Below are 12,888 nucleotides of genomic sequence, written 5' to 3' on the forward strand. Positions count from 1 at the left end.
CCATGAAATCGATCGTCATCCACGCTGCAAAAGACCTGCGCATCGAAGAGACCGATCCGGGCGTGTTGGGCGCCGGACAGGTCGAGATTTCAGTCGAAGCCGGTGGCATTTGCGGCTCGGACCTGCACTATTACAATCATGGCGGCTTCGGCGTCGTGCGCCTGCGCGAGCCGATGATTCTGGGACATGAGGTCGCCGGCACGGTGAGGGCGCTTGGCGCTGGCGTCTCCAGCCTCGCCGTCGGCGACCGCGTCGCGATTTCACCAAGCCGGCCCTGCAATGCCTGCCGCTACTGCCTGCAAGGCATGCAGAACCAGTGCCTGAACATGCGCTTTTACGGCAGCGCCATGCCGATGCCGCATATACAGGGCGCCTTCCGCCAGCGCCTCGTCGCCGAGGCTTGGCAATGCCACAAAATAGCGGATCATGTCTCCATCAACGAAGCCGCCTTCGCCGAGCCCTTTGCGGTGACGCTGCACGCCGTGAACCGCGCCGGCCCGCTGCTCGGCAAGCGGGTGCTGGTCACCGGCAGCGGGCCGATCGGCGCGCTCTGCATCCTGGCTGCGCGCGTCCACGGCGCGCGCGAGATCGTCGCCACCGATGTCATGGACGCCGTTCTGGTCAAGGCCCGAGAGATCGGCGCCGACCGCACCATCAATGTCGCCACCGATAGCGGCAGCCTCGCCGCCTACAATGTCGAGAAGGGCAGTTTCGACGTGATGTTCGAATGCTCCGGCAACGAGCGCGCGGTGCGGGCGGGGCTCGACGTGCTGAAGCCGCGCGGCGTGCTTGTTCAACTCGGCCTTGGCGGCGACATGTCCCTGCCGCAGAATCTCATCGTCGCCAAGGAGATCGAGATGCGCGGCTCCTTCCGTTTCCACGACGAGTTCGCGCTGGCCGTAGACCTGATCAACAACCGTCGTGTCGACGTCAAGCCGCTGCTGACCGGCATCTATCCGATGGACGAGGCGGTTGCGGCGTTCGAGATCGCCGGCGACCGCACCCAATCGATGAAGGTGCAGATCGCGTTCAGTTAGGCAAACCACAAGGCTTGTTTGTGCGCTACTCTGTGGCTAGAAGAGCCGTCCCGACATCCATTTCGAGCTTCACTTTGCCTCAGTAACCGCCGGTCTCGCCAACTCCCCTGTTCACACCTGGCAGGGCGCCGCATCAGCGGTGCCTGCTTCACTTTCATGTGTTCCTCAGGCGGCGGTTCGAGACCGGTTTGGCACTGCTGAACCGCTGTCGCGCGTCCGCGACACCTGACTTCCGAGAACCGCAGCCTACCGCCACGCCGTGCCCGCATGGGCATCTCGACATCGCCGGCCTGATGAACTTCCCGACGGGAAGGGCTTATCGGCATGTCCGGCACTTTGCGCATCCGCTGGGCGATTGCGCCCGAAATCGCACCTCGACCTCTCATCAACTGCAACCGCTGCGGCGCCGTGAAAGCCTATTGCTGCAGCGACAAATTCCGCGTCAACGCCAATGGCAAGCGCATCGACGTCTGGCTGATCTATCGCTGTGTCGACTGCGACAATTCGTGGAATTTCGGCATTTTCGAACGCTGCAACCGCCGCGACATCGGACCGGCGCTGCTGGCCGCACTGGAGAGCAACGACCCGGCCCTCGCCCGCCGCCACGCCTTCGACGTCGTGACGTTGCGAAGCCGGGTCGGACGCGTCGAGGAATTCTCCGACGTCGCCGTTCACAAGCGCAGGCTCGGCGACGAGGGCGAACGCGCAACCGCGCTCGAACTCAGGCTTGGGCTCGAAATGCCGACATCGCTGCGGCTCGACCGCTTGCTCGCCGGTGAACTCGGCATCTCGCGGTCGAGGCTTCAGGCGCTGGAGGAGAAGCGATTGCTGGTTGTTGTTCCCGATGGCGCCAAGGCTTTGCGCAAGCCGGCCCGCAACGGCACGACCGTGCTGATTGATCTCGCCGGCGAAGCCGACCGCAAAGCCATTATCTCAGCGGCCAGCGGATAAACGAAAAAGGGGCGAAGCATGTTGGTGCTTCGCCCCGTCCCGTATCCGGAAAAATCAGACGATTACGCCGCGCCGACAACTTTCGCCGACTTCTCGAAGCGCTTGCGCTCGTTCGGGTCGAGATAGAGCTTGCGCAGGCGGATGGTCTTCGGCGTCACCTCGACCAGTTCGTCGTCCTGGATCCAGGCCAGCGCGCGCTCCAGAGTCATGCGGATCGGCGGCGTCAGCTTGACCGCCTCATCCTTGCCGGCAGCGCGGATGTTGGTCAGCTTCTTGCCCTTCAGCACGTTCACTTCGAGGTCGTTGTCACGGCTATGGATGCCGATGATCATGCCCTGATAGACCTTGACGCCGGGATCGATGACCATCGGGCCGCGGTCTTCCAGGTTCCACATGGCATAAGCGACGGACTCGCCCTGCTCGTTGGAGATCAGCACGCCATTGGTGCGGCCGGGCAGCTCGCCCTTGTAGGCTTCGTAAGCGTGGAACAGCCGGTTCATCACGGCAGTGCCGCGCGTGTCGGTCAACAATTCCGACTGGTAGCCGATCAGGCCGCGTGTCGGCGCGTGGAAGACGATGCGCTGGCGGTTGCCGCCAGAGGGGCGCAGTTCGACCATCTCGGCCTTGCGCTCCGACATTTTCTGCACCACGACGCCGGCATGCTCCTCGTCGACGTCGATGACGACTTCCTCGACCGGCTCCAGCAATTCGCCGTCCTCGCCCTTCTGCATGACGACGCGGGGACGCGACACGGCGATCTCAAAACCCTCGCGGCGCATCGTCTCGATCAGCACGGCCAGCTGCAATTCGCCGCGGCCGGAGACGAAGAACGAATCCTTGTCAGGCGATTCCTCGATCTTCAGCGCAACATTGCCTTCGGCTTCGCGCAGCAGGCGGTCGCGGATGACGCGGCTGGTCACCTTGTCGCCTTCGGTGCCGGCCAGCGGCGAGTCATTGACCAGGAAGGACATGGTGACCGTCGGCGGATCGATCGGCTGCGCATGCAGCGGCTCGGTGACGCTCGGGTCGCAGAAGGTGTCGGCGACGGTACCCTTCGACAGGCCGGCAATGGCGACAATGTCGCCCGCCTGCGCTTCGTCGATCGGCTGGCGCTCGAGGCCACGGAAGGCGAGGATCTTGGAAATACGGCCGGTTTCGATCTGGGTGCCGTCATGGTGCAGCACCTTGACCGCCTGGTTGGACTTCAAGGTGCCGGATTCGATGCGGCCGGTGATGATGCGGCCGAGGAAGGGATTGGCTTCCAGAATGGTGCCAATCATGCGGAACGGGCCGGGATGAACCGTCGGCTCCGGCACATGCTTGATGACGAGGTCGAACAGCGGCGCAAGCTGCTGATCCTTGGGGCCTTCCGGATTTTCTGAGACCCAGCCATCGCGGCCCGAACCGTAAAGGATCGGGAAGTCGAGTTGCTCGTCGGTGGCGTCGAGTGCTGCAAACAGGTCGAACACCTCGTTGACCACCTCGACATGCCGGGCGTCCGGGCGGTCGATCTTGTTGATGACGACGATCGGCTTCAGGCCGACCTTGAGCGCCTTGCCGACGACGAACTTGGTCTGCGGCATCGGGCCCTCGGCGGCGTCGACCAGCACGATGGCCGAGTCCACCATCGACAGGATGCGCTCGACCTCACCGCCGAAATCGGCGTGGCCGGGGGTGTCGACGATGTTGATGCGGGTGTCCTTCCAGTCGACCGAGGTCGCCTTGGCCAGGATGGTGATGCCGCGTTCCTTTTCCAGGTCGTTGGAATCCATGGCGCGCTCGGCGACGCGCTGATTGTCGCGGAAGGAGCCGGATTGCCGGAGCAACTGGTCGACGAGGGTGGTTTTTCCATGGTCGACGTGCGCGATGATCGCGATATTACGAATTTTCATGTTGTGGTCTCGGGAGCGTTGCAGGCAGCAGGCCAAAAGGCGCCGCCTCTTTCGGTTGCGCGGCTCATACAGGGTTTTTCGCAATTGCGAAAGAGGAGGCGCATCACCAAATACTCATCAAATCTTAAGCATCTCGGTGTGAGATGGTTTTGTTAACCAAGGTGGGAACCTTTCGGGGCCCGGGCAGTTCGAAATTCATGACCGACAAACTCAACCGATTTTGGCCACTCATCGCTTCGGTCGCATTCGCTGCCCTGCTGGCGGCCAATGCCGCCCAATCGGCCGCGACGCTGAAGGAAGCCAATCCAGTCTCGTCCTCTGACCAGACGGCCGAGCAGATGTTCGCCGACGCCCCTGATGGCGTCGACCCCGTCGTCACCGGCCCGGTCAGCGCCTCCTTCAAGCAGAGGCAGCAGGTTGCCGGCTGCGACAGCGCGGTTTGGCCAAAGATTCCAACGGTTTGCTATCCGGATTGATGCACCGCTTTACCCTCCCCCTTGTGGGGAGGGTCGGCGAGGCGGCTTCGCAAGCGAAGCTGGCGAGACGGGCGGGGGTGAAGCGCCGGCGTGGGAAGACCCCACCCCGATCCTACGCCGACCGCACCGGATCGAGCGTCACCTTGTAGAGCTCGTTGTCATCACGATCCATCAGCCGCACCGTCAGCTGCTCTGTAGCCCCCGAAATGTCGACCAGCCCGAAGAACTGCAGCCCCGCCGAAGGCGGCAGGTTCTGGCCCTGTTCGGCGGTCGGCGCCTTGATGAATTTCAATTCCGGACCGAACGTCATGTCGAAATCGTTGGGGCCGAACGTGCCGGCATGGATCGGGCCGGAGACGAATTCCCAGAACGGGTTGAAGTCCTGGAACTGCGCCTTGTCGGGGTTGTAGTAGTGCGCGGCCGTGTAGTGCACGTCGGCCGTCAGCCACACCGTGTTGGTGATGCCGGCGTTCTTGATGTAGCGCAACAGGTCGGCGATCTCGAGCTCGCGGCCCTTGGGCAGGCCGTTGTCGCCATTGCTGACGGCTTCCGCGCCGACCTTCTTGGTGCCGTCGTCCCAGACGACGAGGCCGAGCGGCATGTCGGCGGCTATGATCTTCCAGGTGGCCTTGGAATTGGCCAGCTCGCGCTTCAGCCATTTCGTCTGCTGTTCGCCCAGCATGCGCGATTCCGGCGTCATCGTGTCCTGCATGTCCGGGCCGTTGGGGCCGCGATAGGAGCGCATGTCGAGGAAGAACACGTCGAGCAGCGGCCCGTGCGATATCTTGCGATAGACGCGGCCCGGTTCCGACGGCTCGTAGCGGATCGTCGTCATCTCATGGAAGGCGCGCGCGGCACGCGCCGCCAACACATGGATGGATTTTTCGGTGTAGCGGTTGTCGGCGCTCAGATTCTTCGAATCCGACCAGTTGTTCAGCACTTCGTGGTCGTCCCACTGGTAGAAGGTCGGGCAGATGGCGCTCAAGGCGAGGACGTTCTTGTCCATCATGTTGTACTTCCACTGGTCGCGGTACTCGTCCAGCGTCTCGGCGACCTTGCGCTTGCCGTCGATGAGGACGACGTTCTTCCACTTGCCGCCGCCAGGCAGGTCGACCTCATCCTTCATGGCGCCATCGGCATAGATCGTGTCGCCGGAATGCAGGAAGAAGTCGGGCGTGTGCTTGGCGATGGTGGCGTAGGTCTTCATGCCGGTCTCGTCGATGCCCCAGCCCTGGCCGGCCGTGTCGCCCGACCAGGCGAATTTGATGTCGCGCTTGGAGGCGGGTGCAGTGCGGAAGCGCCCGACGATCGGCTCGGAAACGACATTGATGTCGGCGAGGTCGGCGGCCGTCATGCGGTAGAAGATGTCCTGGTCGGCAGCCAAGTCGGTGAGCAGCCGCTTGATCGTAAAGTCGCTGGCCGGCGAGGTATCGAGCGGCGCCAGCCGGGTGGCGTTGGCGAAATTCTCCGTCGACGACACTTCGAACATGACGCGCGAGGGACGGTCGGTGCGCGTCCACACCATGCCGCTCGAGGCATCGACATCGCCGGACTGGACGCCATGGGTAAAGGCCGGGCGCTGGCTGGCGCGCGAATAATAGGGCAAAGCGAGGCCCGATGCGCCGAGCAGACCGGCCGCACTCGCTGAGGTGACAAAAGCGCGGCGGGTCAACGAGATCTTGTTCATGGCTGTCTCCTGATGGCTTGAACGTCCGCCACCAGCGTCCAGCCTCAATGTTTCAGCCGCATCTCGGAAAGATGAAGTTTTGATAACAATGGACAGGTGATCTCTCCCCCCTCGAGGGGGAGATGTCGCCGAAGGCGACAGAGGGGGTCGCCTCTCGTGGAGCGCCGACCTCCCTTGTGCCACAAGGACGCCGAGCCCGGTCGGACCGACCCCCTCTGGCCGCTTCGCGGCCATCTCCCCCTCAAGGGGGGAGATCAGCGTCGCGCTTAAGCCACCTGCGGTTCCGGATCGAAGGCCGGACGGCTCGTGTTGATCAGCAGCGACAGACACGCCGCCACAATCGCCGTCATGCCGGCAATCAGGAAGGCCAGTTCGTAATTGCCCTGCAATTCGCGCATGGTGCCGCCGAAGGCTGCGGCAGCGGCGGCACCCACCTGGTGGCCGGCGACGATCCAGCCGAAGACGATCGGTCCGCTGCGGTCGCCGAAGGCTTCGTTGGCGAGCCGCAGCGTCGGCGGCACGGTGGCGATCCAGTCGAGACCGTAGAGCACGGCAAAGATGATCAGGCTGGTTGCCGAGAAGCCGGAATAGGGCAGGTAAATCAGCGACAGGCCGCGAATGCCATAATAGACGCCGAGCAGCTTGCGCGGGTCGAAACGGTCGGTGAGCCAGCCCGACAGCGTCGTGCCGATCAGGTCGAAAATGCCCATCATCGACAAAAGGCCGGCCGCCTGCACCTCGCCAATGCCCATGTCGCCGCAAAAGGAGATCAGATGCGTGCCGACCAACCCGTTGGTGGTGAATCCGCAGACGAAGAAGGTGGCGAACAGATACCAGAAGACGCGGGTTCCGGCGGCGCGGCGCAGCGTGTTGAGCGTATGCGCCAGGAAGTTGCCTTGCGATGCCGGCGACACCGGCGGCACGTCATCGGCCTCGGCGCCATAGCGCACCATGCCGATCGAAGCCGGGCGCTCCGGCACGAGCAGCCAGACCAGCGGCAGCAGACAGGCGGTGGCGACAGAGACGGCGATGGCGACCGGTTGCCAGCCGCCGGATTGGGCGAGCGAGGCGAGCAGCGGCAGGAACACCAGCAGGCCGGTGGCGCTGGAGGCCGACATCAGCCCCATGACGAGGCCGCGATTGGTCTTGAACCAGCGATTGACGATGGTGGCGCCGAGCACGGTGGCGACAGCGCCCGAGCCAATGCCGGAAAACACGCCCCAGGTGAGAAACAGATGCCAGGGCTCGGTCATCAGAAGGCTGAGCGCGGTCGAGCCGGACATGATCGCCAGCGAGGCAAGCAGCGTGCGGCGCAGACCGACACGCTCCATCAATGCAGCGGCGAACGGCCCGGTCAGACCGTAGAGGAAGATGCCGATGGCGGCGGCAATCGAAACGGTATCGCGCCCCCAGCCGAAGCTGTTGTCCAGCGGCAGCATCATCACGGAGGGAGCCGAACGCAGACCGGCCGCGATCAGCAGGCAGAGGAAGATGACGCCGACCACGACGAAAGCGTAGCGCTGGCCAAAGGGACGGGATTGAGCTATCATGTTACTGACCGGTACGTTGCAGGGTGAGGAGATGTATACGTACCGATCGGTAACACGTCAATCGAGTCATATAATGCCAACGGACAAAAATATTGAACTGACCATCAACGACGGTCATGCAGCGGCGCCGCCGAAGGCTGCCAAGAAGATCCTCGACGTTGCCTACGACCTGTTCTACCGGCGCGGCATCAGGGCAATCGGCGTGGACGAGATCGTCAAGCGCGCCGGCGTCACCAAGCCCAGCCTCTACCGCAGCTTTCCCTCCAAGGATGAGCTCGCCGCTTCGTATCTGCGGCAATATGACCGTGAATATTGGGAGCGTTTCGACGAAGCCGTGGCCGCCCATCCCGGCAACCCGCGCGCACAGATCGGCGCCTTCCTGACCCGCGTCGGCAAGCGTACGCAAAGACCGGACTATCGCGGCTGCGGCATGACCAACGCGGCGGTGGAATACCCCGAACACGGCCATCCGGCACGCGTCGTCAGCGAAGCCAACAAGCAGGAACTACGCCACCGATTGCGCGAAATGGCGGCAGCAATGGGTGCGCAAGACCCTGACACGCTCGGCGACGGCCTGCTGCTTTTGATCGAAGGCGCCTACATCAGCGGCCAGCTGTTCGGCCTCGGCGGCCCGGCGGCATCGGTCGCCCGCAATGCCGACCTGCTGATCGAGGCGAGCTTGAAGAAGTAACATTCTCGGGCGTTGGCGCCGCCCCTCATTGCCCTGCCGGGCATTTCTCCCCGTGAACGGGGAGAAAGAGGCCGGCCGGGCCGCCGGCGACTCTCTTGCTGGTGATTGGCGAAATCGGTGGCGGGAGCGTCCCTCGCCCCGTTTACGGGGAGAGGATGCCGGCAGGCAGGTGAGGGGCAGCGCCAACTTTGCCGATGGATGGGGCGCTAGGCCTGCCGAAAATTTGGCGATAGGCTGGGACGAACTCCACGGGAGACGTCCACATGCGCACCCTGCTGCTTGTCCCCTTTGCTTTCGCCGGTCTCTGCCAGGTCGCCCATGCCGATGGCATATCCAGCGTCTACACCGACCTCGACTCGCAAAAGGATTGCGTGACCTATGCGCAGGCCGAGGAGGGCGACGGCGACTGGGCCGAACTCGCGTGCTCCGGCTACCGCGGCTATCCCGTGCTGATCGCTTATGACGATGCGCGGGAATCGCTGTTCTACGGATTTCCGCCCGGCGGCGACATGACTACGGTCTGGGAGAGTTTTTCCGGCTTCAACTCGTCCGGCGCCAAGGTCGAATGGCGCATCGAGAGCAAGGGCAACGTCGCCGTTCCTTTCGCCGTCATCCACCGCCGCTCGATCAGCAATCCCGAGGATGAGAACAAGCCGACCGAAGTGCTGCTCGTCGCCAAGGTCGCCCAGATGGAAGCCCGCGACGGCTGCACCGTCGGCCTCGTGCTCGCCACCGGCAACCCGCAAGCCAACGACCAGGCGCGAAAACTGGCCGACGAAAAGGCAAAAAGTTTCGCCTGCGGTAAGGACAAGCACGCCGTCATCGGCAACGTGCCGGCGTTTGGTAGAGTGGATAATTAAGGGCCGTTCGCGCTGGACGCCCCTTATGCAGTGTCGTCGGTTCGTGCTGCCCCTCATTGTCCTGCCGGACATTTCTCCCCGTATAGTGACGGGGAGAAAGACGCTGTCATCGCAGCTTTCGCCAATCACACACGTTGCAGAATGAGAAGCCGAGGGCCGGGCTACTCCCTTCTCCCCGTCACTATACGGGGAGAAGGTGCCGGCAGGCGGATGAGGGGCGGCGCCGTGCTTAGCGGCCGCTCGCACCCCCAGCGCCGCCTACTTCGCCGCCTTCGCCCGCGCGATCGCGTCGACGATCATCTTCTTGGCGTATTTGGAATCGTGCCAGCCTTCGATCTTGACCCATTTGCCGGGCTCGAGATCCTTGTAGTGCTCGAAGAAATGCTGGACCTGGTCACGGGTGATCTCGGGCAGCTGCGTGTATTCGGTGACGTTTTCATAGCGCAGCGTCAGCTTCGGCGACGGCACGGCGATGATCTTCTCGTCCTGGCCGGCATTGTCTTCCATGATCAAGACGCCGATCGGCCGCACATTGATGACGCAGCCCGGCACCAGGGCGCGGGTGTTGCAGACCAGCACGTCGATCGGGTCGCCATCGCCCGACAGCGTGTGCGGCACGAAACCGTAATTGCCGGGATAGCGCATCGAGGTGTGCAGGAAGCGGTCGACGAACAGCGTGCCGGCCTCCTTGTCCATCTCGTACTTGATCGGCTCGCCGCCGATCGGCACCTCGATGATGACGTTGACGTCGTCAGGCGGATTCTTTCCGCTGGCAATGGCTTCAATGCGCATGGCTCAAATCCCTCTCTCGATTTCCAAGATCGATAGCGGGCGAAGCGCAAGGGCGCAATGCGGCGATTGGTACGCAGCGCTCATGGAAGTGCACAGTTTGTGAACGGGCTGTAACCGAGGCGGTGCTCGTTATTCCCAGACGAAGGCGACCTTCTTCAGTGCCTTCTGCTCGAAAATCTCGACGCCCTCGGCAACATCGCGGCCGCCGGCGCCGGCATAGAAGGCGAGCGCGTTCTGGTTGTCTTCCAGCGCCCACACCACCATGCCTTTCAGACCGTGGTCGGCAAGCCGTGCCCGCGCCGCCTTGAACAGCCGGCTGCCGAGCCCGATGCCCTGATACTCCGGACGCAAATAAAGCTCGTAGATCTCGCCCTGCTGCCGAAGCTCGCGGGCGCGGTTCTTGCCGATCGTGGCATAGCCGGCAATGGTGCCGCCGATCTCGACCACCAGCACGGTGGCGGCACGGCGAATCGCGTTCGCCCACCAGTCGGCGCCGCGACGGTTGATCATCGAGGTCAGCGAGCGATGCGGGATGATGCCGGAATAGGCGCCCTCCCAAGCCTGCTGGTGTACGTCGGCGATGGCGCCAGCGTCGCGTGGTTCTGCCTTCCTGATGTCGATGCTCAGCGTATTCATGATTTGTTAACCATAAACCCGCATCGGCCATTTGCAAGAGTCGAGGCCAGCCCGCCAACCGCTTTCTCACAGCCGATAAGCACGTTGCTGACATCGGGCAAAAGCTCGCCTGAAAACGCGCTCAGCCGAGGCGAATGGCGTGGGTTTCGAGAACCGGAGCGGAGCGTACTTTTGTACGTGAGCACCGGAAGCGCAGAAATCCGCGTCAGTCGTCCCGGCTGAGTAGCGTTTGCAGGCGAGCTTTTCAGATCTCGACCAGATGGTCGTCCAGCTCATTGGCATCGCCCGATGTAACCGGGAAATGCTCGGCCAGCACCGCGCCGACCTGCTCGATCGCCTTGACGAAGCCGTCGGCGAGCCGGTCGTCGCCGGCATGCTGCGTAAGGTCGCGGATGACGCCGTCCCAGACCTGCTGGCCGACCTTGCTGTTGATGCCCGAGTCGGCGACCACTTCGGCATAGCGCTCGGCGATCGACACGAAGACCAGCACGCCGGTGCGCGCCGTGGTGCGATGGACATTGCGGGCGAGGAACTGCCTGAGCGCATTGTCATGCGCTGCCTGGTAACGCTGCCGGCGCGGCACCAGATGGATGCGCAAAGCGGGCAGCGCCCACAACAGCACCAGCACCGAGGCCAGCACCAGCAGCTGTACAATGACGAAATGCGGCAGCCGGATCGACAGCCACCAGGCTTCCAGCCCGTAGGCGACGGCCAGACTGACGATCAGCATGCCGGATGTCGCCATGAAGGCGGCCGGAAAGAAATAGCCGTCGCTGGCATGCGCGACGACGCAGTAGATCTCGCCGTCGGTTTTCGATTCGGCGGCACGGATCGCGGTGGCTATGCGCTCATGGTCCTGCGGGCTGATCGGTCGTGTTGCCATCTTGTCTCACCAGCTCCCTGAAGACCCGCCACCGCCGGACGAACCGCCGCCACCTGAAAACCCGCCGCCGCTGCTTGAGCCCGAAGACCAACTGCTGCCCGAACTTCCTGATGACCAACCACTACCCGAGGACCAGCCCGACGACGAACTTGTCGTCCAACTGCTGCCCGAGGACGATCCCCTCGGTCCCTGGCCGTAGCGAAAGGTCATGCCCAGCCATTTATACACGCCCGGCGACAGCTTGGTGCCGAAGATCGGCGGCAGGAAGGCCATCGCCAGGCCGCCGAAGAACATCGTCCCCCACAGGATCAGGAAGATCGCGACGATGGGATCGATGGGCGTGCCGTGGTCGGCCGGGTTGCGCTTGCTGCGCGCTTCCAGCTCTTCCGGATTGCCTTCCAGCACCATGACCATGTCATCCACGGCTTTGGAAATACCGCCGGAGAAATCGCCGGCACGAAAGGCCGGCACCATATCGTTTTCGATGATCAGCTTGGTGTGCAGGTCGGTCAGCGTGCCTTCCAGCCCATAGCCGACCTCGATACGCATCTTGTGGTCGTTCTTGGCCACCAGCAGAAGCACGCCGTTGTTCTCGCCGGCCTGGCCGAGCTTCCAGAAGCGGAACAGCCGGTTGGCGTAAGGCTCGATCTCCTCGCCGTCGAGGCTGTTGATGGTGGCGACGACGATCTGATCGGAACCTTTTGTCTCGAAGTCGGCCAGTTTCTGGGTCAGTGCCGCCTCGGTCGCCGCGTCGATGATGCCGGCATTGTCTACGACGCGGCCGGTGAGTGCCGGCAACTCCGCGGCAAAGGCGGCGAACAGCATTGCGATCATCGCCATCAAGGCGATGCCGATGGTCGCTGCCGCGCGGCCGGGTTCTGGCGGATTGAAGACGCGTCCTGTCATACGGTCACCGGCTCCCCTCACGTGCCATGACTGTCCTCGATCACGATGATCATGTCGTCGACGGCCTTGGAAATACCGGCGGCGAAATCGCCGGCGCGGAAGGCGGGCACCATGTCATCTTCAATGATCCGTGTGGCGTGCTGGTTGGTCAACTCGCCTTCCAGCCCGTAGCCGACCTCGATGCGCATCTTGCGGTCGCCCCTTGCCACCAGCAGAAGCACACCATTGTTCTTGCCGGCCTGGCCAAGCTTCCAGAAGTTGAACAGCCGGTTGGCGTAGGGTTCGATTTCCTCGCCTCCGAGGCTGGGAATCGTGGCGACGACGATCTGGTCGGAGCCTTTGGTCTCGAAATCCGCCAGCTTCTGCGTCAGCGCCGCCTCGGCCGCCGGGTCGATCATGTCGGCATTGTCGACGACGCGACCGGTGAGTGCGGGCAACTCCGCGGCAAAAGCCGGGAAGCCTACGAGCAAGACCGCCAAGCCCAGCAACAGAGCGGCGGTCATTGCGACGAGACGGCCATGCCAGGA

12 protein-coding genes and 1 pseudogene are annotated in these 12,888 nt (G+C 63.4%); 5 read left to right on the plus strand and 8 right to left on the minus strand.

The window, feature by feature from the left end; all coding sequences use genetic code 11:
- The first annotated feature begins 2 nt into the window (after positions 1–2).
- Positions 3–1,037, plus strand: a complete 1,035-nt coding sequence (locus AC1DXM_RS19580; RefSeq protein ID WP_477235323.1) for an L-idonate 5-dehydrogenase — start codon at positions 3–5, stop codon at positions 1,035–1,037.
- 324 nt (positions 1,038–1,361) lie between these two features.
- On the plus strand, positions 1,362–1,988 hold the full coding sequence (locus AC1DXM_RS19585; protein ID WP_477235325.1) for a DUF1062 domain-containing protein: 627 nt from the start codon (positions 1,362–1,364) through the stop codon (positions 1,986–1,988).
- 62 nt (positions 1,989–2,050) lie between these two features.
- On the opposite strand, the gene typA is transcribed toward AC1DXM_RS19585, so the two are convergent.
- Positions 2,051–3,880, minus strand: coding sequence for a translational GTPase TypA (gene typA, locus AC1DXM_RS19590; protein WP_477235327.1), 1,830 nt, complete (start codon positions 3,878–3,880; stop codon positions 2,051–2,053).
- 197 nt (positions 3,881–4,077) lie between these two features.
- On the opposite strand from typA, the gene AC1DXM_RS19595 reads away from it, so the two are divergent.
- Entirely contained in the window at positions 4,078–4,356 is a 279-nt protein-coding gene (locus AC1DXM_RS19595; RefSeq protein WP_477235329.1) for a hypothetical protein, read from the plus strand.
- A gap of 112 nt (positions 4,357–4,468) precedes the next feature.
- Here AC1DXM_RS19595 and AC1DXM_RS19600 read toward each other — a convergent pair whose 3' ends face one another.
- The gene (locus tag AC1DXM_RS19600; RefSeq protein WP_477235331.1) at positions 4,469–6,043 is read right to left on the minus strand and encodes an alkaline phosphatase D family protein; all 1,575 of its coding nucleotides are present in this window, start codon (positions 6,041–6,043) and stop codon (positions 4,469–4,471) included.
- Between the two features lie 266 nt (positions 6,044–6,309).
- A complete protein-coding gene (locus AC1DXM_RS19605) occupies positions 6,310–7,593 on the minus strand; it encodes an MFS transporter (RefSeq protein ID WP_477235333.1) in 1,284 nt (427 codons plus the stop codon).
- 73 nt (positions 7,594–7,666) lie between these two features.
- On the opposite strand from AC1DXM_RS19605, the gene AC1DXM_RS19610 reads away from it, so the two are divergent.
- Entirely contained in the window at positions 7,667–8,284 is a 618-nt protein-coding gene (locus AC1DXM_RS19610; protein WP_477235335.1) for a TetR/AcrR family transcriptional regulator, read from the plus strand.
- A gap of 263 nt (positions 8,285–8,547) precedes the next feature.
- A complete protein-coding gene (locus AC1DXM_RS19615; protein ID WP_477235337.1) occupies positions 8,548–9,144 on the plus strand; it encodes a hypothetical protein in 597 nt (198 codons plus the stop codon).
- 258 nt (positions 9,145–9,402) lie between these two features.
- On the opposite strand, the gene ppa is transcribed toward AC1DXM_RS19615, so the two are convergent.
- From ppa to AC1DXM_RS19640, 5 genes and pseudogenes are all read right to left on the minus strand, one after another.
- A complete protein-coding gene (ppa, locus tag AC1DXM_RS19620; RefSeq protein WP_477235339.1) occupies positions 9,403–9,936 on the minus strand; it encodes an inorganic diphosphatase in 534 nt (177 codons plus the stop codon).
- Between the two features lie 129 nt (positions 9,937–10,065).
- The gene (locus tag AC1DXM_RS19625; protein WP_112561301.1) at positions 10,066–10,572 is read right to left on the minus strand and encodes a GNAT family N-acetyltransferase; all 507 of its coding nucleotides are present in this window, start codon (positions 10,570–10,572) and stop codon (positions 10,066–10,068) included.
- Between the two features lie 244 nt (positions 10,573–10,816).
- Entirely contained in the window at positions 10,817–11,455 is a 639-nt protein-coding gene (locus AC1DXM_RS19630) for a TPM domain-containing protein (RefSeq protein ID WP_477235341.1), read from the minus strand.
- Positions 11,456–11,461: 6 nt separating this feature from the next.
- Positions 11,462–12,361: a TPM domain-containing protein gene (locus AC1DXM_RS19635; protein ID WP_477235343.1), complete on the minus strand. Its 900-nt coding sequence runs from the start codon at positions 12,359–12,361 to the stop codon at positions 11,462–11,464.
- A 35-nt stretch (positions 12,362–12,396) separates the two neighbouring features.
- Positions 12,397–12,864: pseudogene (locus AC1DXM_RS19640) on the minus strand (TPM domain-containing protein); the annotation flags it as partial.
- Positions 12,865–12,888 lie beyond the last annotated feature (24 nt).

The organism is Mesorhizobium sp. P3_A2 (assembly GCF_056403115.1).